Annotated in this window: 20 protein-coding genes; 7 read left to right on the forward strand and 13 right to left on the reverse strand. The window is 67.7% G+C overall.

The window, feature by feature from the left end:
* Positions 1–35: 35 nt before the first annotated feature.
* Positions 36–620 carry a TMEM175 family protein gene (locus J7U46_RS02395; protein WP_282823220.1) on the forward strand — a complete coding sequence of 195 codons (585 nt, stop codon included), beginning with the start codon at positions 36–38 and terminating at the stop codon, positions 618–620.
* A 14-nt stretch (positions 621–634) separates the two neighbouring features.
* On the opposite strand, the gene J7U46_RS02400 is transcribed toward J7U46_RS02395, so the two are convergent.
* Positions 635–1,261: a general secretion pathway protein GspB gene (locus J7U46_RS02400; RefSeq protein WP_282823221.1), complete on the reverse strand. Its 627-nt coding sequence runs from the start codon at positions 1,259–1,261 to the stop codon at positions 635–637.
* A 14-nt stretch (positions 1,262–1,275) separates the two neighbouring features.
* A complete protein-coding gene (locus tag J7U46_RS02405) occupies positions 1,276–2,910 on the reverse strand; it encodes an AAA family ATPase (RefSeq protein WP_282823222.1) in 1,635 nt (544 codons plus the stop codon).
* A gap of 260 nt (positions 2,911–3,170) precedes the next feature.
* On the opposite strand from J7U46_RS02405, the gene J7U46_RS02410 reads away from it, so the two are divergent.
* A complete protein-coding gene (locus tag J7U46_RS02410; protein WP_282823223.1) occupies positions 3,171–4,199 on the forward strand; it encodes a M14 family zinc carboxypeptidase in 1,029 nt (342 codons plus the stop codon).
* On the opposite strand, the gene J7U46_RS02415 is transcribed toward J7U46_RS02410, so the two are convergent.
* The 3 genes from J7U46_RS02415 to J7U46_RS02425 form a co-directional block, all read right to left on the reverse strand.
* On the reverse strand, positions 4,196–5,026 hold the full coding sequence (locus J7U46_RS02415) for a UDP-2,3-diacylglucosamine diphosphatase (RefSeq protein ID WP_282823224.1): 831 nt from the start codon (positions 5,024–5,026) through the stop codon (positions 4,196–4,198). The genes J7U46_RS02410 and J7U46_RS02415 overlap by 4 nt on opposite strands.
* Before the next feature lie 78 nt (positions 5,027–5,104).
* Positions 5,105–5,521 (reverse strand): TIGR03067 domain-containing protein, encoded by a 417-nt coding sequence (locus J7U46_RS02420; RefSeq protein ID WP_282823225.1) that lies wholly within the window; start codon positions 5,519–5,521, stop codon positions 5,105–5,107.
* A gap of 18 nt (positions 5,522–5,539) precedes the next feature.
* A complete protein-coding gene (locus tag J7U46_RS02425) occupies positions 5,540–6,022 on the reverse strand; it encodes a MarR family transcriptional regulator (RefSeq protein ID WP_282823226.1) in 483 nt (160 codons plus the stop codon).
* A gap of 184 nt (positions 6,023–6,206) precedes the next feature.
* Between J7U46_RS02425 and J7U46_RS02430 the strand changes: the two genes are divergently transcribed.
* The gene (locus J7U46_RS02430; RefSeq protein WP_282823227.1) at positions 6,207–6,629 is read left to right on the forward strand and encodes a hypothetical protein; all 423 of its coding nucleotides are present in this window, start codon (positions 6,207–6,209) and stop codon (positions 6,627–6,629) included.
* Between the two features lie 19 nt (positions 6,630–6,648).
* Here J7U46_RS02430 and J7U46_RS02435 read toward each other — a convergent pair whose 3' ends face one another.
* Entirely contained in the window at positions 6,649–6,897 is a 249-nt protein-coding gene (locus J7U46_RS02435; protein WP_282823228.1) for a DUF3297 family protein, read from the reverse strand.
* A gap of 84 nt (positions 6,898–6,981) precedes the next feature.
* On the reverse strand, positions 6,982–9,273 hold the full coding sequence (locus tag J7U46_RS02440) for a TonB-dependent receptor (RefSeq protein WP_282823229.1): 2,292 nt from the start codon (positions 9,271–9,273) through the stop codon (positions 6,982–6,984).
* 199 nt (positions 9,274–9,472) lie between these two features.
* Between J7U46_RS02440 and J7U46_RS02445 the strand changes: the two genes are divergently transcribed.
* Positions 9,473–10,234 carry a fumarylacetoacetate hydrolase family protein gene (locus tag J7U46_RS02445; protein ID WP_282823230.1) on the forward strand — a complete coding sequence of 254 codons (762 nt, stop codon included), beginning with the start codon at positions 9,473–9,475 and terminating at the stop codon, positions 10,232–10,234.
* On the opposite strand, the gene J7U46_RS02450 is transcribed toward J7U46_RS02445, so the two are convergent.
* The 6 genes from J7U46_RS02450 to orn form a co-directional block, all read right to left on the reverse strand.
* On the reverse strand, positions 10,225–10,737 hold the full coding sequence (locus tag J7U46_RS02450) for a GNAT family N-acetyltransferase (protein ID WP_282823231.1): 513 nt from the start codon (positions 10,735–10,737) through the stop codon (positions 10,225–10,227). The two genes, J7U46_RS02445 and J7U46_RS02450, sit on opposite strands and share 10 nt — an antisense overlap.
* A complete protein-coding gene (locus J7U46_RS02455) occupies positions 10,734–11,381 on the reverse strand; it encodes a cold shock and DUF1294 domain-containing protein (protein ID WP_282823232.1) in 648 nt (215 codons plus the stop codon). Before J7U46_RS02455 ends, J7U46_RS02450 begins: the two co-directional genes overlap by 4 nt.
* 91 nt (positions 11,382–11,472) lie before the next feature.
* Positions 11,473–13,191, reverse strand: coding sequence for a DEAD/DEAH box helicase (locus tag J7U46_RS02460; protein ID WP_282823233.1), 1,719 nt, complete (start codon positions 13,189–13,191; stop codon positions 11,473–11,475).
* Between the two features lie 421 nt (positions 13,192–13,612).
* Positions 13,613–15,631 (reverse strand): hypothetical protein, encoded by a 2,019-nt coding sequence (locus J7U46_RS02465; RefSeq protein ID WP_282823234.1) that lies wholly within the window; start codon positions 15,629–15,631, stop codon positions 13,613–13,615.
* Positions 15,632–15,657: 26 nt separating this feature from the next.
* Positions 15,658–17,493 carry a chorismate-binding protein gene (locus tag J7U46_RS02470; protein WP_282823235.1) on the reverse strand — a complete coding sequence of 612 codons (1,836 nt, stop codon included), beginning with the start codon at positions 17,491–17,493 and terminating at the stop codon, positions 15,658–15,660.
* Between the two features lie 26 nt (positions 17,494–17,519).
* On the reverse strand, positions 17,520–18,104 hold the full coding sequence (gene orn, locus J7U46_RS02475) for an oligoribonuclease (RefSeq protein WP_282823236.1): 585 nt from the start codon (positions 18,102–18,104) through the stop codon (positions 17,520–17,522).
* 115 nt (positions 18,105–18,219) lie between these two features.
* On the opposite strand from orn, the gene J7U46_RS02480 reads away from it, so the two are divergent.
* The 3 genes from J7U46_RS02480 to rsgA are packed head-to-tail and all read left to right on the forward strand — an operon-like array spanning position 18,220 to position 20,719.
* The gene (locus J7U46_RS02480) at positions 18,220–19,488 is read left to right on the forward strand and encodes a M48 family metallopeptidase (protein ID WP_282824945.1); all 1,269 of its coding nucleotides are present in this window, start codon (positions 18,220–18,222) and stop codon (positions 19,486–19,488) included.
* On the forward strand, positions 19,485–19,817 hold the full coding sequence (locus tag J7U46_RS02485; RefSeq protein ID WP_282823237.1) for a 4a-hydroxytetrahydrobiopterin dehydratase: 333 nt from the start codon (positions 19,485–19,487) through the stop codon (positions 19,815–19,817). Before J7U46_RS02480 ends, J7U46_RS02485 begins: the two co-directional genes overlap by 4 nt.
* Complete coding sequence (rsgA, locus tag J7U46_RS02490; protein WP_282823238.1) at positions 19,814–20,719, forward strand: ribosome small subunit-dependent GTPase A; 906 nt, start codon at positions 19,814–19,816, stop codon at positions 20,717–20,719. The genes J7U46_RS02485 and rsgA overlap by 4 nt, the downstream gene beginning before the upstream one ends.
* Positions 20,720–20,721 lie beyond the last annotated feature (2 nt).

Raw genomic sequence — 20,721 nt, forward strand, 5'->3', positions numbered from 1 at the left:
TATGGTGCCGCCACCCACTTTTCAAAAGGGCGACAATGGGCAAGACCCGGCTCGAAGCATTCAGCGATGGCGTGCTGGCCATCATCATCACCATCATGGTGCTGGAGTTGAAGGTGCCGCATGGCTCCGAGATCTCGGCCCTTGGCCCCCTGATGCCGCCCTTTCTCAGCTATGTGCTGAGCTTCATCTATGTGGGCATCTACTGGAACAACCACCACCATCTGCTGCATGCGGCCAAGCATGTGTCGGGCGGCGTGCTGTGGGCCAACCTCAACCTGCTGTTCTGGCTGTCGCTGCTGCCCTTTGCCACCGGCTGGATGGGCGAGAACCACTTTGCCGCCCTGCCCTCGGCCGTCTACGGCTTCGTGCTCCTGATGGCGGCGATCTCGTACTACATCCTGCAGCTGCGCATCATCGCGGCCGATGGCTCGAGCTCGGTGCTGAGCCGGGCCCTTGGCTCGGACTGGAAGGGCAAGCTCTCGCCGCTGATCTACATCAGCGGCATCGTGCTGTCCTTCTGCGTGCCCTGGGTACCGCAGGCGCTCTACGTGCTGGCCGCGCTGATCTGGCTGGTGCCAGACCGCCGCATCGAGCGCGTCATCGAGCCGCATGGCGGCTGAAGCCGCATCAGCGCTCAGTAGCTGATGCGGAAGCGCTGACCCTTCAGCGAGAGCACGGCGCCGTTGAGGCGGATCTCCTCCAGCACCAGCTTGCCGGCCACCAGGTCGCCCTCATGCAGCAGCTGGCCATTGAGTATCAGCATGCGGTTGGCCGGTGTCTCCGAATACATGCTGCCGCCGGACGTCAATGCCGGGATCTGGCTGCGCAGCTCGGCAGGCAGTTCGCTGAGCAGCGGCACCGGCTGGTCCTTTGCGGCTGCAGAGGCGGCGGGCTGAACCGGAGGCGCTACCACAGCCACCTGCGGCTGACTCACGACCGGCGCCTGGACGACGGTCGGCACATTCATTGGCGGCAACTGCTGCGGCGCGGGCTGCGGCGGCGCAGCTGTGGGCGCGGGCGCAAGGCCCTCGGGCCTGGGCTCGCTCAAGCGCAGCGACAGCCAGCCCCCAAGCAACAGCAAGGCCAGGGCCACCAGTGCAGCGGCCAGCCATTGCGCCCCATTCCAGCCGGCACGCCGACCCTCGCCCGTTACAGCACCATCGGCGCTCATCGCGTTCGACGGCTGGGCATGCAGGCCCGGCACGCGGCCACGCTCCCGTTCGGAATCGGCGCGGCGCAAGGCGTCAAGGATGAAGGACATGACTCTGTTCTCTTCTACTTCGTCGGCACGGCAGCGGGCAGCGGCGGCTCGTCGAAAGCCTGGGCCGCCCGGCCCAGTTGCATCAGGGTGATAGGCCCGGCCAGACCGTCGGCGCGCAGCCCCCGCGAGCGCTGGAAGGTAGCGACGCGGGCCTGCAAGCTGGCGGCGTCGGGCGCCGAGGCGGCCGCAGCGCGCGGCTCCTTGAACACGCGCAGCAACTGCTGATCGATCCAGGCCGCCAGCTCTTCGTTGATGCTGCTGCGGCCTGCCGTGAAACCGGGCGGCGAGCGCCACAAGGTGACGAACTCGCCCCGCCATTGCTTGCTCAGCGACAGCAAGCTCACCACCTGCTGCTGCTCGCCGGCACGCAGCACGGCATGGCCCTCACCGAGACCGGTGAGCGTCACGTAGCCGATCTGGCCGTCCTCGTCGTGCAGGGTCAGCACGGCCGGCCGGCCCAGCTGGCGCAGCAGGTTGAGGCCGCCCTCATTGCTCTTGAAACACAGCACCGGCGCTGCCAGCTGGCGCCAAGCCTGGCAGGGCTGGTTGTCGATCGGCCACTCCAGTCGCCAGGCGGCGGCCAGCAGGCTCCAGGCCTCGGCCTCGCTGCGCAACGAGGCGATGGGGCCCTCGCTGATCGCTGCCGGAACCGCTGAGCGGGCCGGCGCCGAGGCTGGCAGCGGCACGCTCGCCGCGGCGGACGCCATCACCGGAGGCTTCTCTTCAGGGCTCAGGCGCTTGGCCGTCACCGCCAGCACGCCGGCGGCGCCGAGCAGGCCGGCCAAGGCCAGGGGCCAGATCCAGCGCTGCCTGGACACGGCCTGGCCCGCGCCCTCGAAGACCTCGGCGGCCGCGCGGTCCAGCGTCTTGCGGTCGACCTGGTGGCGGCACAGCGCGTAGGCGGCCAGCAAGGCGCGGTCGCACAGCAGATTGATGCGACGGGGCACGCCACGCGTCAGCCGGTGGATGCGCCGCAGTGCCGCCTTGTCGAACGGCAGCGGGCCCGTGAAGCCGGCCACGCCGAGCCGGTGCTGGATGTACTGCGCGGCCTCGCCTTCAGACAAAGCCTCCAGGTGGAAGCGCGCGATCACGCGCTGCGCCAGCTGCTCCAGCTCGGGCCGCGCCAGCATGCCGCGCAGCTCGGGCTGGCCGATCAGCACGATCTGCAAGAGCTTGCGCTCATTGGTCTCGAGGTTGGTCAGCAAGCGCAGTTGCTCCAGCACCTCGGCCGAGAGGTTCTGGGCCTCGTCGATGATCAGCACATTGCTCTGGCCCTGGCCATGAGTGCGCAGCAGGAACTCGTTCAGCGGGTCGATGTACTGCTTGACCGTCACCGCCTCGCCGGCCGGATGCTCGTGAGCGACGTGGAACTCTTCGCAGACCGTCTTCAGGAGCTCGTGGACCGTGAGCTTGGGATTGAAGATGTAGGCGACGTTGCAGCCCTCGGGGATCTGCTCCAGGAAGCAGCGGCAGACCGTGGTCTTGCCCGCGCCGATCTCGCCGGTCAGCAGCACGAAGCCGCCACCGCCGCGCAGGCCGTAGAGCAGGTGGGCCAGGGCGTCGCGGTGCCGCTCGCTCATGAAGAGGTAGCGGGGGTCGGGCGCGATGGAGAACGGCTCCTGTTGCAGGCCGAAGAATTTCGCGTACATGGGCGGGGCAGTCTTGAAACTGCCCGCATGGTAGCGGTTGCAGCGCCGCGTTCGCGCCTAGGCGCGGCGGCGGTGGCGCTGGGCCCAGGCCAGGGCCAGGCATTCGCGCAGGCCAGCGATCAAGGCGGCCGTGACGAAGACCTGCTGGACCAGGCGCTGTCGGGTGGATGTCTGCATGGAACTCTCGGTCGCGGGAATGCAACGGGGTCATGCTCGCGTCATCAGATGACAACTTGATGGCGGCACGATGGCAGCCCAAGGTGACGACAAACCAAGCCCTTCCCGAGCTCGAGCAGCTCCTGCAGCTCCACGACCAGGCCGGCGGCGCGCTGCAGCTGCATGAGCTGGGCCGCGTGACCCTGGGCGAGCGCGAGCTGCCGCTGCTGGCCTTCACGCTCGGCAATGCCGACCCGGCGCTGCCCGCCGTGGGCTACTTCGGCGGTGTGCATGGGCTGGAGCGCATAGGCAGCGAGGTGGTGTTGGCCTTCCTGACCAGCCTGGTGACGCGGCTGCAATGGGACGAGAGCCTGCACCGCATGCTGGCTTCGATGCGCCTCGTCTTCATGCCCCTGGTCAATCCCGGCGGCCTGCTCCTCGGCACCCGAGCCAACCCGCGCGGCGTGGACCTGATGCGCAACGGGCCGATCTCGGCCGAGGCCGGCGCGCCGGCCCTGGTGGGCGGCCAGCGCATCAGCCCGCGCCTGCCTTGGTATCGCGGCGCTGAAGGCGCGCCGATGGAACAGGAGAGCGCTGCCCTCTGCGCCTTCGTCGAGCAGCAGCTGCTGCCGCACCGCTTCAGCATCGCGGTGGACTGCCATTCGGGCTTCGGCTTCGTGGACCGCATCTGGTTCCCGTTCGCCCACACGGCGCGGCCCATAGCCCATCTGGCCGAACTGCAGGCCCTGGCCGAGATGCAGGACCGCACGCTCCTGCACCACCGCTACACGATGGAGCCGCAGAGCCGCCAGTACCTCTGCCACGGCGACCTCTGGGACCACCTCTACCTGGCGAGCCGCGCCGAACATGCCGAGCAGGCCTTTCTGCCGCTGACGCTGGAGATGGGCTCCTGGCTGTGGATCAAGAAGAACCCGCGCCAGCTGTTCTCGCGCCACGGCATCTTCAATCCCTTGATCGCCCATCGCCAGCAGCGCGTGCTGCGCCGTCACCTGGGCTGGCTGGACTTCATCGCCCGGGCCGCCTGGAGCCACGAACGATGGCGGCCGCAGGGCGAGGCCCGCGCGCTGGCCCATGAAGCGGCGCTGGACCGCTGGTACCGAAGGCAGGCCTAGCCGAGCGCGCCTTCCACCGGGGCCAGCTCGCCTTTCAACTTCTCGATCAGGCGGTGCACGTCAGAGCGGGCGCTGTAGTCGAGGATCTCGAGCCGGCCATCGGCATGCTCGACCAGGGCCGTGAGGCTCTCGACCCAGTCGCCATCATTGCAATAGAGCACGCCGTCGATCTCGCGGATCTCGGCATGGTGGATGTGGCCGCAGACCACGCCGTGCACGCCGCGCTTGCGGGCCTCGCGGGCCACGGCCTCCTCGAAGTCCGAGACATAGCTGACCGCACGCTTGACCTTGAGCTTCAGGTAGCGCGAGAGGCTCCAGTACGGCAGTCCGAGGCGGCCGCGCAGGCGGTTCAGGTGGCGGTTCATCTTCAGCGTGAACTCGTAGGCCGCATCGCCCACATAGGCCAGCCACTTGGCGCATTGGATGACGCCGTCGAACAGGTCGCCATGCGTGATCCAGAGCCGGCGGCCGTCCGCCGTGACGTGGATGCATTCATCGACCACGTCGACGCCACCGAAGTTGTGCGCCACATAGCGGCGCGCGAACTCGTCGTGGTTGCCGGGCACGAAGACCACCCGCGTGCCTTTGCGGGCCTTGCGCAGGATCTTCTGCACCACGTCGTTGTGGCTTTGCGGCCAGTACCAGCTGCGGCGCAGCTGCCAGCCGTCGATGATGTCGCCGACCAGGTAGAGCGTTTCGCAATCGAGCTCGCGCAGGAAGTCGAGCAAGGCCTCGGCCTGGCAGCCCGGCGTGCCCAGGTGCAGGTCCGAGATCCAGGCGGTGCGCACGCGCAGGCTCGCGCCGGATTCTTCTGACATGGGGCTCATGGCGACTCCTGCTATGGATTCGCCCGGCATGGTGGCCGGCCCTGATGACGCCGGCGTGACCCCCGTTGCGGTAAGCCGTCAGCGCAAGCGCTGGTAGCGCACCAGCAAGATGCGCGAGCCCTTGGGCGAGGCGAACTCGGTGGGCCGCGCAGCGCCCGGCGCGAGCTGGTAGCAGAGGGTCAGGACTTCGTCTTCAAGCCGGTAGATGGCCGGTATCAGGCGGCCGGCGTTCGGCCCTTGCTGGCCCTGGATGTCGATGCGGGCCGGCAGCTCGGCACCCGGCAGCAGGCTGTAGCTGCCCTTGTCGCCGGCGAACTCATAGCTGCTCGCCGTGAGGTTGAGGCTGGCGCCCCGGAAATTGCTGACCGGGAATTCCTGGCCGGCCAGTTGGGCGCTCTGCGGCAGCCACTCGCCGGCCAGCAAGGGCGGCTTGGGCGCCTGGGCACAGGCGACGAACAGAAGCGGGGTCAAGATCAGCAGGGAGCGCCGGATCATGGGCAGGCCTCGACTCGGTCAGACCGACTGCCGGGCACGCCCGGTCGGCCGGATGGCGAGGCCGTTGTCATCGGCGACGCCAGGCATCAGCGCATCCAGGTTGGCGCGGACACGCTGCATCAGCTGTATCAGCAGGCTGCGGTCGTTGACGCTGAGGCCGCTCATGGCCTCGCCGCGCGCCACATCGGAGAGCCGCCAAATCTCGTCCAGCACCGGCAAGGCGCTTTCGCAGAGGTAGAGCCGACGGGCGCGGCGGTCGGTCGGGTCGGGCCGGCGCTCGACCAGACCCTCGGCCGCCATGCGATCGACCAGGCGGCTGAGCGTCATCGGGTCGGTGTCGGTCAGGAAAGCAAGGCGCGACTGCGAGATGCCCTCGTTGCGCTGCAGGTAGCCGAGCAGCTTGCACTGGGGCAGCGTGAGGCCCAGCGGCGCGGCATGGCGCTCGAAGTTGCTGGAATACAGGCGCGACAAGTCCTTCAGCAGAAAGCCGAAGCTACGCATGGGATCGAGGGTGGCAGGCGATGGAATCAAGAAACGGTGCCCCGGATTGATATCAATTGTTAGCTTGAAGCAATCCGCCTCATCCCACGCTGGGACTTACCCGGGTGGCAGCCTCTGCAGCCCCGTGCTGGGCGATGATGCGGCCTGCATTTCGCCCCCAACGCCCTGACCCAGGAGCCCATTGATGGCCGAGGACTTTGCCGAACACCGCCAGCATCCCCGCGTGAGCTTCTTCTCGCCGACCAATGAGCGCGGCCTGCTGCCCGACTGGGCCTTTCGCAAGGTGGAGTTCAACAAGGCACCGGCCGGCCTGGTGATGAACATCAGCGATGGCGGCCTGCAGGTGCTGGTCAGCGCCGGCGAAGACCTCAGCGCCGCCCGGCACGACGTGGTGCTGCTGATGGGCGAGGAAGCCGAGGATGCGGTGACCTGGTTCAACGGCGTCGTCGAGACCGCCTGGCAGCGACCGCTCGGCGACTTCGGCCAGCTCCTCGGCCTGCGCTTCGTCAAGCGCAATTCCACGGCCGAAAAGTTCCTGCTGAACTACCAGGTCGAGCCCGGCACCAATGTCTGGCTGCGCTGCGTGCTGATGCCGCTGAAGGCCTGAGCCGCAGCAGCGGCTTGCCTTACTTGTAGAAGGCCTCGACCTTGCCCTTGAGCTTGATCGTCAGCGGCCGGCCCTGACGGTCGACCTTGCGGCCCACCGGCACCTTGATCCAGCCCTCGCTGAGGCAGTATTCCTCGACGTCGAAACGCTCCTTGTCGTTGAAGCGGATGCCGATGTCAAACTCGACGACGGCGGCGTTGTAGTGCGGGCTACGCGGGTCGACGGACAGGTGGTCGGGCAGTTCAGGCTTGGCGGCGGTATCGCTCATGAGAGTGAAGCTTCAGAAAATCGATGATGAGCGGATTGTCCGGGATTCCGGAGCACTTTCTGCCCAGCCTCGCCCTGCCCCGCATCAGAACCTCAGCACCCAGCTGAGATTGACGGCCCGCAGGCTGTTGCGCCGCGTGGTGCTGCCGGCCGAGAAACCGTCCAGGTCCATCACGCTGCTGGAGAAGACATTGTCGGGAGCCAGCATGTTTGCGAGGCCGAGGCGCACCTGGGTCATGCGGTCCATGCGCCAGGAGACGAAGGCATCGAGCGTGCGCACGGCACTGCGCCGGGCGATCTGACGGTCGGTCTGAATGGTGCGGTAGCCGGGCTGCATCACCAGACTGCCACCCACGGTCCAGGCCGCGTAGCCGGGCAGGCGCCAGTCAAAGCCCATGTTGGCGAGCCAGGGCGGCTGCGATTCGAGCCGGTTGTCCGGCCCTTCAACCTGCTCCACGCGCGAACGGTAGAGGTTGAAGGCGGCGCGCAGTTGCAAGCCACTGTCGCGGCCCCGGCGGAAGAACATCGGCAGCCAGTCCTCGCCCCGGCCCTTGACCTCGAACTCCAGGCCCATGGTCGTGGCCTGTGCCAGGTTGACCGGGCGCGAGACCCAGCGCGGCACATCGACCACGCCCGGTGCCGGATGCTCTTCCAGGCTGATGCGCTGGCGGGTCAGGCCGTCGATGCGGCGGTAGAACAGGCCCATGCTGAAGATGCCGCCACTCGAGGGGTAGTGCTCGTAGTGCAGGTCGAAGCCTGTTGACAGTTCGGGCTTGAGCAGCGGGTTGCCTGCGCGGTCCGCCGCGATGGGCGTGTTGGTCACATCGCGCTCGTAGTTGCCGTTCAGCACATAGCGCGCCACCAGTGAATTGAGGTCGGGCAGCTTGAAACTGCGCGTCACGCTGGCGCGGATCTGGTCGCGGCCCTTGGGGTCGAAGCGGTAGTTGACGTGCAGCACCGGCGAGGTGGTGCGCGCGAGGTTGTTGATCGGCCCACTGCCATCGCTGCTGCGGGTGCGCACCTCCTGCACGCGCACGCCCGGAAGAAAGGACCAGCGCTCGCTGAGCGTCCACTCGTCCTGCACGAAGACGGCGGTCTGGTTGATGTCGGCCGCGAACGGGATGCCGGTGGCGCTGTCCAGACGCTCGACGCCGAAGTCCCAGACCCGGCGCAGTTCGTCGCGCTCGCGGCTTTCCACGTCGATGCCCATGACGAGCGTGTGCTCCTCACCGAGCGGCTGGTTCCAGCGCGCGCCTACGAGGCTGCGCGACTCCGCGAACTCGGTGCGCGAATCCCGCATGACAGGCACGCTGCCATCGGTGCGCAGCGACTGGTAGTGGCCGAGCGTGGTGCGGTCGGTGTCCTGCCAGGAGGCCTTGAGCTCGACCTTGCCGCCCTCCTTGAACTTGTGCTGCCACTGGCCGTTGAGGCGGCTCACCTCGCTCTCGCCCTGCGACTGCGAGCCATCGCTGGCAGTCAGCCAGGGTGTGCCCTGCAACGTGGTGAAGTCGCGCTGGCTGTGGCTGCGCGACTTGTTGTGCTGGTAGAAGGCACCGGCGGTCAGCGTATCCAGGTCGTTGAGCTTCCACTGCATGCGCGGCGCGATCTGGCCGCTGCTGCTGCGGCCCACGTCCTCGCCATGGATGGCCTGCTCCTGCACCTCGCCGGCCGGCGTGCGCGAGAGACGGTCACTCAAGTACTCGGTGCCCTGCGCCGTGCGGGACACGCTGACCGGCACCACGAAGGAGAAGCCGTCGATACGATCCCCCCACTGGAAGGCCTGGCTGCCGCCGGGCTGGACCGCGCGGTAGTTGAGGCCACCGCGCCATTCGCGGCTGCGCGAACGCGGTGGCTCGCGCAGCACGATGTTGATGGTGCCGGCCACGCCGGGGAACTCGGCGGTCGCGCCCTTGATGATCTCGATGCGCTCGACGTCGCCTGGGGCCAGGCTGTCCAGCGAGAAGCCCGGGGGCGCGTCCTCGCCATTGATCAGCACCTTGGTGTAGCCGCCGCCGAGGCCGCGCAGGCGCGGTGCGCCGTTGTCCATCGAGACACCGGGCAGGCGCTTGAGCACGTCGGTGACGTCGATGTCGCCCTGGCGGTCCAGCTCCTCGCGGCCGTAGATGGACATGGCCGCGTTCTGGCGGCGGCGGTTGCTCTCGTCGGACTCCGGCGCGCCGCTGATCTCCACGCGCGGCATGCTCTGCGTGCCATTCGCCGCGCTCGCGGCCATGGCCGCCTGTGGTGCGACCAATGCGGCCGGGGCGGCCGAAGCGGCTTGCCCCGGTGCACTGGCAGCCGGAGCGGGTGCCGGCGGCACCGAGGTTTGCGCATGCACGTCGAGGCTCAGCGCCAACGCCAGGATGGCGCTGAACAATGGGGGCCAGGTCTTGCGGGGGAGCGCCGCTGAGGCGCGCAGGCTGTAAGCAGATGTCACGAAGAAATTACAGCATGCACATGTAAAGCCTTTGTCTCCACGGCGCGCGCGGCTCGCACAATGCGCCCCATGAAGCCGGGTCAACGCGATACTGCGCAGCCCTCCCCCCACCGCTCCCCAGCAGAGAGAGTTCCAAGCCATGAGTTCCGCGCTTGCCACCGCCCTGATCCAGGCTCACCAACATCTGCAGACGCTGTCGGCCACCGACTGGCTGGTGCCCGATGCCAGCGCCATCGTGGCCACGCAGCATGGCGTGGTCGAAGCGCTGGACGGGCAAGCCGCGCGCTGCTGGAAGTCCGGCGGCCCGAGCCGCGATCCGCTGCGCCTGGGCCACTCACCCCTGCCCCACACCTGGCTGCAGCAATCGCTCAATGGCCTGCCCATGGACGCGAGCCAGCGGTGGCTGCCGCAGGGCGGCGCCGAGGCGGAGATCGCTTTCCGGATCGCCCATGAAGTGGATGCGGAGCTGGCTGCCGGCCTGGACCAGGCAAGCGCCCTCGCCCTGTGCGACGGCATGGCCCTGTCCATCGAGTTGACGGCCTCCCGCTGGCAGCAAGGCAGTGCCGCGCCCGACGCACTGCGCCAGGCCGATCTGCAATCGCATGCGGCCCTGCTGTTGGGGCCCTGGCTGCCCGTGCAGCCGGAGCGCGATTGGTCGGCCCAGGCCTGCGAGATCAGGATTGGCGAGGCCGAGGCGCTGCGCCGCATCGGCTCGCACTCACTGGTCGACCCGGCCTGGTTGCTGCCGCACTGGCTGCGCTTTGCTTGCCGCGATGGCCGCCGCGTGCCGGCCGGCAGCGTGGTCACCACCGGATCCTGGACCGGCAACCTGCCGCTGCGCCAGGGCGAGCGGGTGCTGATCCGCTTCGAGGGCCTGGGCGAGCTGTCGGTTCAGACCTGACGCTCTAGCCAGCGGGCCTGCGGGCCGAAGCTGGCAAGCTTGGCCTGCAGTCCCTCCGGCAAGGACGGCAGCTCGGCAAAGCCCTGGCGCTGCCAGTAGGCGAGCGAGTCCTGCACCGCGATCAGGCCGATGCGCGCAAGGCCCAGGGCACGCGCGCTCTGCTCGACCTGCTCAGCCAGAAGTCGCCCCAAGCCCAGCGAACGCCCGGCCGGCGCAACCGCCAGGTCATGCAGGTACAACAGTTCCGGCCTTGCGCTCGGTGTGATGTGAGGCGCGTTCAGTGCCGGCAGCGTCTGCAAGCAGACAGGCAGCGCCACCGCATAGGCCTGCGCCAACTCGCCCTGCATCGCGATCCAGCTGCTGCGGTGCGGCTCGGCGGCCAACAGCTTGGCTTCGAAGGCCCGAGCACTCTCCAGGAATTGCGCCTCGTAGCACTGGGCCTGCAAGGCCAGCACCGCTGGCACGTCGGCGGCACGAAGCAGCCGCAGCGCCACGCTGGTCATGCCGCGACCAGGCGCTGCCAGGGCCCGATGCCCAGCGGCGTGAACAGCCAGACGAAGCCCGCCACATTGGCCAGGACGCTCAGCCAGAAGACGCGGCGAAAGGCCGGCTTGCTGCTCTTGTGGCGCAGGATGTTCTGCGCCAGCAAGGCGCCCGGCCAGCCGCAGGCCAGGGCCAGGCCATGCAGCGTGGCCTCCTTGACCCGCCAATGGCCCAGGCGGGCGGCTCGCTTGTCCAGCGCATAGACGATGAAGCTGGCCATGCTCATCGACATGTAGATGCCCAGCACCGCCTGCGGCAGTGGCCAGGCCAGGTGGCAGAACAGCAGGAGCGCGGCAAAGCCAGGCACCAGGCCGATGCTGATGTCGCCCTTGTCGGCAGACGAGGCTTTGCGCTTTGGCGCTGCTGCGGGCGTGACTGGCTTGGGCTCAAGGCTCTGCACCTTCAAGGCGCGCGCCTTGCCTTGCGCATCCTGCCCAGGCAGATAGCTCAGCCTCTCACCGACAAAGGGCCGGCGTGCGCGCAGGCCGAAGGACTTGATGTGGACGAAAAGCTTGGGACCGCCGGCATCCGGCGTGATGAAGCCATAGCCCTTGGCGTCATCCCATTGGCTCAGTTTTCCGGTATCTCTGGTCGCTTCTGGCATGGCTGCTGATTGGAATGCAAAAAGCCCACCGAAGTGGGCTTCATGAGTTCAATCGCTAGAGCGATTGAATTGATCAGCGGTCAGCACGCGTTCAGCGGCCAAAGCCGCCGCGACGCGGGGCGCCGCCTTGCGGGCCGGGGCGCTTGCCCGGGCCGCCAGGGCCGCGACGGTCACCGCCGAACGACGGGCGGTCGCCGCCTTCACGCTGGAACGAGGGCTTGGCGCCAAAGCTGGGCTTGCCACCGAAAGCAGGCTTGTCGCCACGCGGCGCGAAGGCCGGCTTCTCGGCACGCGGCGCGAAGCCACGGTCCTGGCGGTCTTGGTAGCCGCCGTTGTCGAAGCCACGGTCATGGCCGCGATCAAAGCTGCGAGCCTCGAAAGGCTTGCGGTCGCCGCTGAAGCTGCGCGGTTCGGTCGAGCGGAAGCCCATGTCTTCACCACGGTTGCCTTGGTAGCCACCACCGTCACGGCTGAAGGGCTTGCCGCCACCGTCACGATTGAAGGTCGGGCGACCGCCATCGCGCTGGAAAGGCTTGCTGCCGAACTTGTTGTTGAAGCCGCTCTTGTTGGCATAGCCCTGGCGCGGGCCACGGTCTTCGAAGTGGCCACGCTCGCCAGCCGGACGCGGCGGGAAGATGCGCGGTTCTTGCGTCTTGGGCTCGAGGCCTTCGATGTGAGCCACCGGAATCTGCTGCGTGGTGAACTGCTGGATGCGGCGGATCATCGACACATCGTCACGGCAGGCAATGGTCACGGCCAGGCCTTCGCGGCCAGCACGGCCGGTGCGGCCGATGCGGTGCACATAGTCCTCGGCCTTCATCGGCAGGCCGTAGTTGATCACGTGGGTGATCGTCGGCACGTCGATGCCGCGGGCGGCCACGTCGGTGGCGACCAGCACACGCACTTCGCGGCGGCGCAGGGCCATCAGCACGCGATTGCGACGGCCTTGCGGCATGCCGCCGTGCAGCGGAGCGACGGCGTGGCCGATCTCGTGCAGGCGCTCGGCCAGCCAGTCGGCATCGCGCTGGGTGGACGTGAACACCACGGCCTGGTCCAGCGTCGACTCGCCCAGGATGGACTCGAGCAGCTGGTCGCGGTGGTGGTTGTTGTCAGCCCAGTGCAGGCGCTGGGTGATGTTCTCGTGGGTGTCGGTGTGCGAGGCCACGTCGACACGCACCGGGTCGTTCAGCAGCTCTTGAGCCAGGCGGCCGACATGGCCGGCGAAGGTGGCGCTGAACATCACGGTCTGGCGATTGGCCGGGGTGCGCTCGGCGATCATCTTGATGTCGTCGATGAAGCCCATGTCCAGCATGCGGTCGGCTTCGTCGAGCACCAGCATCTGCACGTTCTCGAGCACGGCCTTGCCGGATTGCAGGTGGTCGATCAGGCGACCCGGGGTGGCGATCAGGATGTCCAGCGAGCTGGTCAGCTGCTTGATCTGCAGCGGGTAAGGCATGCCGCCCAGCACGGTGCAGATGCGCAGGCCCGGCACATAGCGGCCGTAGGTCTGTGCGGCCTTGGCCACTTGCTGGGCCAGTTCACGGGTGGGGGCCAGCACGAGCACGCGCGGGCCGAAGTTCTTGCCACGCGGACGGGCGGTGTCGGTGGCGCGGTGGTCCAGCACCTTTTGCAGGGCCGGGAGGATGAAGGCAGCGGTCTTGCCCGAGCCGGTACGCGAGGAACCCATCAGGTCCTTGCCAGCCAGGCCGTGAGGAATCGCCTGGGCTTGCACTTCGGTGGCGGTCTCGTAACCGGATTCCTTGACGGCGCGCAGGAGAGCTTCGTGCAGGCCGAGTGTTTCGAATGACATCGATTTTCTTTCAACAAAACCATGCCTTGCCTGGCGAGAGCCGAGCAAGACAATTCCAGCCTCAGCTGTTTTGGCGCTGCAGGCAGGAACAGTGAAGTCGCTGGGAGACAAGCTCGCGTCGCACACCTGGTCATCGTCAAAGACGATGGCCTGATTCATTCAATTGGAATCAAGGGGCCGGTGCGGCGCCGGGGGAACAGTCAAAGCGACGGCATCGCCGCCGACCGAACCCGAGGGTGTTCAGTGCTGCGCTTGTGGATCTCTCGGAGATGGAGAGAAGCGGCCTGAACGAGGTCAGAGGAGACGTACGAACCCGCTGCATCCACCCCGTGGTGTTCTGCAGCGAAGCCGCGACTATAGCACACTAGGGTTTTTACTAGCAAGCCCGGCGGACATGATTTCTGGCCGCCGAGCGCTGGCTTCAGGCGCCGGCCGAGGCCAGCGCGTCCATCAGCAGGGCCAAATCGGCGGCGGCCAGGAAGGGGCGAGCGCCCAGTTCGTAGTCCAGGCCACCGGCCGGCAAGGCAGCGCGGCCGGCTTGTGCCCAGGACTGCACGGCGTCGAAGCTGCCAGTCAACATCAGGTGCCAGATGGGCAGCCCGCGACCCGTCTCGCCGTTGAGGCGGCGGGCTCGCGCATCGCGTTGCACCGGGTTCCAGGGCTGATCTGCATGCACCAGGGCAACCTGTTCATGCTGCAGATCGAGACCGGCACAGGCCGCGTCAGAGGCCAGCAGCAGCAGGCCCTCGTCGCCGCGCCAGGCATCGAGCTCGCCCTGCCGCTGCTCGGGCGATTGAGCCAGCAGCAGTTCGGCGACGGCCAGGCCTTCGGCTCGCAAGGCTGCGGCCAGCGCCTGCACGCTGGCGTCCTGCTGGGCAAACACGGCGACGCGCTGGGCGGCAGCCGGGATGATCTGCGGCAGTAGCTTGAGCAACTGCCCGCTCTTGATGGCCAAGGCCGCCGGCGACTGGGCGGACTGGCGCAAAACCTGCAATGCCGTCATCAGACGCAGTTGCTCGCTGGCACCCAGGTAGCGCTGCGACTGCCAGCGTGCCTGCAACTGGCGAAGCTGCGCCAGCGCGTCCTGATCCAGCGCCACCGACTCAGCCGACCAGAGCCGCTGATCCAGCGTCTCGGGCAGGCGCGGCAGCAGGTCCCGCTTGCGGCGGCTCAGCATCACGCTCTGCAGCAGCTCGCGTTGCTGGCGCTTGCTGGCGGCCGCCGCCTCTTTGTGCCATAGGGCCCAGGGGCCGCGACGATGCAGGTCCAGCCAGGCCACCATTTCGCCCAGCAGCGGTTCGCCGAGCAGCTCACGGTCGGCCAGCAAGAGCAGATGGGTGGTGGGCACCAGCGGCAGGGTTTCCAGCTGCTGCACGCCATCGACGATCAGTAGCTCGGCATCGGCCAGCGGCGCCTCGCCCTGCTGTAGCAGCTGCACGCCCTCGGGCCAGCCGCCCAGCCAGGCCTCGGCATCGGCGCGCCAGGCGGCATGGCGCTCTTCTGCCGCCAGCAGCACCACGCTGCCGAGGCCGAACAAACGGCGCCACAGCTGCAAGGCAGCCAGGGTCGCGGCACGGTGGCCGAGACCGAGGTCGTCGGCTAGCAGGCTGCGGCCGGCGCAGAGCGCGAACAGGGCTGCCTCCCATTGGAACTCGGGCAAAGGCTGGCGCAGGCCCGCCAGTTGCTGCAGATCAGCACCTTCGGCCATGGCGGCCTCCAGCCGCGCCAGGCGCTCGCGCGCATCGGCCGCATGGCTCAGCTGCTCCCACACCTCGGGCGCCACGCGCAACTCATGGCCCAGCTCGGCCGCCAGGTCCAGCAGCGGATCGAGGCGCTGGCCTTGCTCTGCGTCGAGCGAGGCCGACTCACCGAACAAGTCTTCAGCAGCTTCGCAGAGCGCCTCGGGTGCCGTCTCGCCAGCTCGCCAGCGCAAGCGGCGCTGCAGGCCTTGGGCCAGCCAGATCTCGCTGAAAGCCGGCGCAGGTGCTGTGGTAAGCGTGTCGCCAATCTGCTCCAGCAGGAACTGGCTGTGCTCGCAGCTGCCCTCATCGCTCGCAGCGAAGGGCGCGCAATTACAGCGGTAGTCACCAACACCATCACCGTGGACATCGAGCTGCAGCACCGCATCAGCCTGGCTGTCGCTCAAGACATAGCGCCCCAGCGCACCCTCGGCCGGGCGAGCAACGAACCCAAACCGTGGTGGCGCCACCTTGGCGGCACGAGGCGTCTTCTTTGCCGGCGGCTTGCGTGCCGTGGTTGCCTTCTTCTTGGCAGCGGGTGCGGCGGCCGGGACTTCCGGGGGCGGCTCCTGCACGGGGTCTTGGGTGACGGCTTGGACAGCGTCTTGGATCGCGTCTTGATGAAGGGTCTCGGGCACTGTCAGCGGCGCTTCAACAAGCGCAGCTTCCGCCTTGCGGCGGCTCTTGGTCGTGGTAGCCATGAAAAAGGGAGGGAAGGGATTCGGATTCAGGCGCCGGGCGCAGGAGGCGCGGCGCTGGGGGAGTGGGTGATCAGCTCGGCCGGGCACCAGCCCCGCAAGCTGTTGAAGAAGGCGAGGCTGCTGGCTTGGCGCAGATGGTCCAGGGTCAGTCTTGCCTCATGGATGCGGCCTTGCGCCAGCAGCTCATCGCGCAGCACGCCGGGCAGCAGGCCCGAGCCGAGCGCAGGCGTCAGCCAGCGGCCTTCGATCTGCAGCGCGATGTTGCCGAAGGTGCATTCGGTCAGCTCGCCGCGGGCGTTCCACAGCAGCAGGTCGAAGGCCGCCGCCGGCTTGTCTGCCGCGAAGGCCTGGTAGAGCTCGCGGCGGGTGGTCTTGTGTTGGATGAACTCGGCCGCAGCGCCATCGGTTTCGATGGCACGCGGCGCGAGGGCGAGAAGCACCGGCGTTGGCGTATCAGCCAGCGCCTGCAATTCGGTGGTGATGCGGCCGTCCGCCGCCACGGTGAGGCGCAGGCGCCAGCGGCCCGCCGGATGGGCGGCCGCCAGCTCGGCCAGCGTGCTTCGGACCTTGGCAGCCTGCAGCTTGATGCCGAAGTGATGGGCCGTGCGCTGCAGGCGCGCGAGGTGAGCAGCCAGCCGCACTACCTCGCCGTCCTGCAGGCGCAGCGTCTCCAGCGCCTCGATGGGCGCTTCGGCGCGGCGCAGAAAGCGCATCTTGGCCCGCCATTCGGCGATCTCGGCCTCAGCTGACGAGTCCAGCGTGATCGCGCTGCCGATGCCGCAGCGCAGACTGCCTTCGGCGCCCTGCTCCACCGTCCTGATAGGCACGTTGAAAGTTGCCACGCCGCCTGGCTGTATCAGACCCAACGCGCCGCAGTACCAGCCACGCGTCTCGGGCTCCAGCTCGGCAATGATCTCCATCGCCCGCACCTTGGGCGCGCCGGTGACCGAACCACAGGGGAACAGCGCGCCAAACACATCCGAAAGCAGTGTGCCAGGCCGGCTGACGGCCGTGACCGTCGAGGTCATCTGCCAGACGGTGGGCAGCGCGTGCAGCTCGAACAATCGCGGCACGCGCACTGAGCCCAGGGTGGCGATGCGGCCCATGTCATTGCGCAGCAGGTCCACGATCATCAGGTTCTCGGCGCGCTCCTTCTCGCTGGTGCGCAGATAGGCCTGGGCGGCCTCGTCTTCCACCACGTCGCGGCCGCGCGGCGCCGTGCCCTTCATGGGTTGGGCGGCGAGCAGCCAGGTGCGCGGCCCTTCGGGCAAGGCGCGCCAGTCGAAGAACAGCTCGGGCGAGACGCTGGCCACGCCGGCCTCGCGCAAGAAGATCGAGAAGCCGCCCGGCTGGCTGGCGTGCAGGGCGAGGAAGGTGCGGCCCAGATCAGGTGCAGCCGCTTGGGCCCGCACCCGCGTGGTCAGGTTGACCTGGTAGCAGTCGCCCGAGCGGATGTATTCGCGGATGCGCTCGATCTGCGCGGCCTCATCGGCGTCCTGCTGGCTGTCGTGCCAGCCGAGCAGGCCCGTGCCATCCACCGCCGCTTCGGGCCAGGCTTGCGGCTCATCCAGATAGACGGCGAACTCGGCCAGCGGCTGATCGCCGGCCTGCACCGCCAGCGCCTCGTCGAAAGCTGGTGCAGCCTCATAGCGCAGGCCGCCCAGCACCCAGGCTCCGGCACGCGCCGCCGCATGGGCCTCTGCCAGCACGGCGGCCACCTGGTCCGCTCGCTCGGCCCGCAGCCAGCGCGCGGGCGGCGCATAGAAAGCGCCACGCACGCGCTCGCCGTCCTCGCGGGCCAGCGGATGGCGGGGGAAGTCGAAGGCCGCCCAGAGATGCTCCGGGCGGTGCTGCTCACTCATGGGTGATGGACCGGATCGCCGGGTCTTCAGAGACTCAGCAGATGCTCGCGGTAGTAGGCGAGTTCGTCGATGGACTCGTGGATGTCGGCCATCGCCGTGTGGGCTTGTGCCTTCTTGAAGCCATCGAGGATTGCCGGCTTCCAGCGCTTGGCCAGCTCTTTCAGCGTGGTGACGTCCAGGTTGCGGTAGTGGAAGAACTCTTCCAGCTTGGACATGTAGTTCGCAAGGAAGCGGCGGTCCTGGCAGATGCTGTTGCCGCACATTGGCGACTTGTTGGCCGGCACGTATTGCTTCAGGAAGGCGATGGTCTGTGCCACCGCTTCGTCTTCGCTGATGGTCGAGGCCTTGACGCGCTCGATCAGGCCGCTGCGGCCGTGCGTGCCCTTGTTCCAGGCGTCCATCTTGTCCAGCGTCTCGTCGCTCTGGTGGATGGCGAAAACCGGGCCTTCGACGCGCACGTTCAGGTTCGCGTCGGTCACGACAACGGCGATCTCGATGATGCGGTCGCGGTCCGGGTACAGGCCGGTCATCTCGAGGTCGATCCAGATCAGGTTGGTGTCACTGATCGCCAGCTGAGGGGCTGCGCTCGGGGTGTCCGGGCTGCTGCTCATGGGAATTCCTTGGTTTCTTGTTGGGGCCGGATTGTCATCGCAATGCCGGCGGCACAGCCTCGCATTGTGGCAGCCCTACACTTCGGCCATGTCCTCCAGCGCATTTCTCCCTCCCCTGTCCGCACCGCTCGTGAGCCTGCTGTTCGCGCTGGCTCTCGTGGTCAGCCTCGGCATGAAGTTCTGGCTGAGCAGCCGCCAGATGCGCCACGTGATGCTGCATCGCGGCCAAGTGCCGGCGGCCTTCGCCGCCAGCGTGCCGCTCGCGGCCCATCAGAAAGCGGCCGACTACACGGTGGCCAAAGGCCGGTTCGGCCTGCTCGCCCTCGCCTTCGAAAGCGCCTTGCTGCTCGGCTGGACCCTGCTCGGCGGCCTCGATGCCCTGAACAGCTGGATCTACGGCCTCACCGCCGAACCGCTTGGCACGATGGGCTACCAGCTGAGCCTGATCGCCGCGTTCGCCCTGATCGGCATGCTGCTCGACCTGCCGTTCGAGCTCTGGAACACCTTCCGCATCGAGCAGCAGTTCGGCTTCAACCGCATGACGCTGAAGCTCTACGTGATCGATGCCGTGAAGGGGCTCTTCATCGGCGCCCTGATCGGCCTGCCGATTGCCGCCCTGATCCTGTGGCTGATGGGCGCTGCCGGCAGCCTGTGGTGGCTGTGGGCCTGGGGCGCGTGGATGGGCTTCAACCTCTTGATCCTGGTGCTCTACCCGACGGTCATTGCCCCGCTGTTCAACAAGTTCGAGCCGCTGGCCGACGAGGGCGTGAAGGTCCGCGTCGAGGCGCTGATGCAGCGCTGCGGCTTTGCGGCCAAGGGCCTCTTCGTGATGGACGGCAGCCGCCGCTCCGGCCATGGCAATGCCTACTTCACCGGCCTCGGCGCCGCCAAGCGCGTGGTCTTCTTCGACACCTTGCTGGAACGCCTGGCGCCCGACGAGATCGAGGCCGTGCTGGCCCATGAGCTGGGTCATTTCAAGCACCGCCATGTGCAGAAGCGCATCCTCAGCATGTTTGCCTTGAGCCTGCTCGGCTTCGCACTGTTGGGCTGGCTGTCGAGCCAGGTCGGCTTCTACCTGGGACTTGGCGTGCAACCGAATCTGGCGGCGCCGAACAATGCGCTGGCGCTCTTGCTCTTAATGCTGGCGCTGCCGGTGTTCGTTTTCTTCTTCACGCCGCTGGGCAGCCGCCTGTCGCGCAAACACGAGTTCGAGGCCGATGCCTATGCCCGCGCGCAAAGCAGCGGCGAGGACCTGGCCCGCGCACTCTTGAAGCTGCACGAGGACAATGCCGGCACGCTGACGCCGGACCCGGTGTATGCCCGCTTCTACTACTCCCATCCGCCGGCCAGCGAACGTCTGGCGGCACTGCAAGCCTCCCCATGAATCTGCTGCTCGCCCAATGCACGCCTCAACGCGAGGCCCTGCCGCTTGAACAACTGCCCGACTGGCTGGCGCAAGTGCCGGCCTGGCGCGCCGATCCCGAGCACAAGCTGATCGCGCGGCGCTTTGCCTTCGAGAACTTCTACCAGGTGATGGCCTTCGTCAACGCAGTGGCCGAGATCGCCCATGCCCAGGACCACCACCCGGAGATGCATGTGGGCTACTCGGCCTGCACCCTGAGCTACACCACGCATTCGGCGGGCGGCCTGACGGCGAACGATTTCATCTGTGCCGCGCAAGCTGACGCCCTGCCCGAGGCTTTCGGCGAATGAGCCGATTCGGCAATCTGGACTTGGGACTGGTGGTGCGCGGCCATGGCCGCCACTACATCGTGGAAGACAGCGAAGGCAAACGCCGCGTCTGCCACCCACGCGGCAAGAAGAGCGACTGCGTGGTCGGCGACCTGGTGCGCTGGGCCGAGACTGGCGATGAGGGCGTGATCGAGGCCGTGGAGCCGCGCCGCAATCTGCTGTTCCGTCAGGACGAATGGAAGACCAAGAGCTTCGCCGCCAACATCGACCAGTTGTTGGTGCTGGTGGCCGTGGAGCCGGTGTTCAGCGAGACGCAGCTGGCCCGCGCCCTGATAGCCGCCGAGAGCGCCGGCATCAGCACCCGCATTGCGATGAACAAGACCGACCTGCCCGGCGTGGCCGTCGCGCGAACGCGCCTGCAGCCCTACCGCGACATGGGCCTGGAGGTGATGGACGTGGCCTTCAAGGCCGACCGCGAGGGCTCGGCCGCCCAGCTCCAGCCCTGGCTCAACGGCAAGCGCACCTTCGTGATGGGGCCCAGCGGCACCGGCAAGAGCACCTTGATCAACCTGCTGATCCCCGACGCCCAGGCTCAGATCGGCGATATCTCGGTCGCACTGAACTCGGGCCGCCACACGACGACAACCACGCAGTGGTACTGGGTCGATGAAGCACGCGAAACGGCGCTGATCGACTCACCGGGCTTCCAGGAATTCGGACTCAAGCAGATCGAGGCGCAGCAGCTGCCGCTGCTGATGCCCGACCTGCGCGCCCATGCCGACCATTGCCGCTTCTACAACTGCACGCACCAGCACGAGCCCGGCTGCGGTGTGCGCGAGGCAGTGGATGCGGGCCAGATCAGCGCCTCGCGCTACCGCATCTACGGCGAGATCCTCGCCGAGCTGGTCAGCAAGCGCTACTGAGG

Source organism: Pelomonas sp. V22, from assembly GCF_030014915.1.
GTDB lineage: Bacteria > Pseudomonadota > Gammaproteobacteria > Burkholderiales > Burkholderiaceae_C > JAUASW01.

Bases quoted from the DNA above. Each gene is read 5' to 3' on its own strand.
- J7U46_RS02395 (WP_282823220.1), top strand. From the start codon at position 36: ATGGGCAAGACCCGGCTCGAAGCATTCAGCGATGGCGTGCTGGCCATC.
- J7U46_RS02400 (WP_282823221.1), bottom strand. From the start codon at position 1,261: ATGTCCTTCATCCTTGACGCCTTGCGCCGCGCCGATTCCGAACGGGAG.
- J7U46_RS02405 (WP_282823222.1), bottom strand. From the start codon at position 2,910: ATGTACGCGAAATTCTTCGGCCTGCAACAGGAGCCGTTCTCCATCGCG.
- J7U46_RS02415 (WP_282823224.1), bottom strand. From the start codon at position 5,026: ATGAGCCCCATGTCAGAAGAATCCGGCGCGAGCCTGCGCGTGCGCACC.
- J7U46_RS02420 (WP_282823225.1), bottom strand. From the start codon at position 5,521: ATGATCCGGCGCTCCCTGCTGATCTTGACCCCGCTTCTGTTCGTCGCC.
- J7U46_RS02425 (WP_282823226.1), bottom strand. From the start codon at position 6,022: ATGCGTAGCTTCGGCTTTCTGCTGAAGGACTTGTCGCGCCTGTATTCC.
- J7U46_RS02430 (WP_282823227.1), top strand. From the start codon at position 6,207: ATGGCCGAGGACTTTGCCGAACACCGCCAGCATCCCCGCGTGAGCTTC.
- J7U46_RS02435 (WP_282823228.1), bottom strand. From the start codon at position 6,897: ATGAGCGATACCGCCGCCAAGCCTGAACTGCCCGACCACCTGTCCGTC.
- J7U46_RS02445 (WP_282823230.1), top strand. From the start codon at position 9,473: ATGAGTTCCGCGCTTGCCACCGCCCTGATCCAGGCTCACCAACATCTG.
- J7U46_RS02450 (WP_282823231.1), bottom strand. From the start codon at position 10,737: ATGACCAGCGTGGCGCTGCGGCTGCTTCGTGCCGCCGACGTGCCAGCG.
- J7U46_RS02455 (WP_282823232.1), bottom strand. From the start codon at position 11,381: ATGCCAGAAGCGACCAGAGATACCGGAAAACTGAGCCAATGGGATGAC.
- J7U46_RS02460 (WP_282823233.1), bottom strand. From the start codon at position 13,191: ATGTCATTCGAAACACTCGGCCTGCACGAAGCTCTCCTGCGCGCCGTC.
- J7U46_RS02465 (WP_282823234.1), bottom strand. From the start codon at position 15,631: ATGGCTACCACGACCAAGAGCCGCCGCAAGGCGGAAGCTGCGCTTGTT.
- J7U46_RS02470 (WP_282823235.1), bottom strand. From the start codon at position 17,493: ATGAGTGAGCAGCACCGCCCGGAGCATCTCTGGGCGGCCTTCGACTTC.
- orn (WP_282823236.1), bottom strand. From the start codon at position 18,104: ATGAGCAGCAGCCCGGACACCCCGAGCGCAGCCCCTCAGCTGGCGATC.
- J7U46_RS02485 (WP_282823237.1), top strand. From the start codon at position 19,485: ATGAATCTGCTGCTCGCCCAATGCACGCCTCAACGCGAGGCCCTGCCG.
- rsgA (WP_282823238.1), top strand. From the start codon at position 19,814: ATGAGCCGATTCGGCAATCTGGACTTGGGACTGGTGGTGCGCGGCCAT.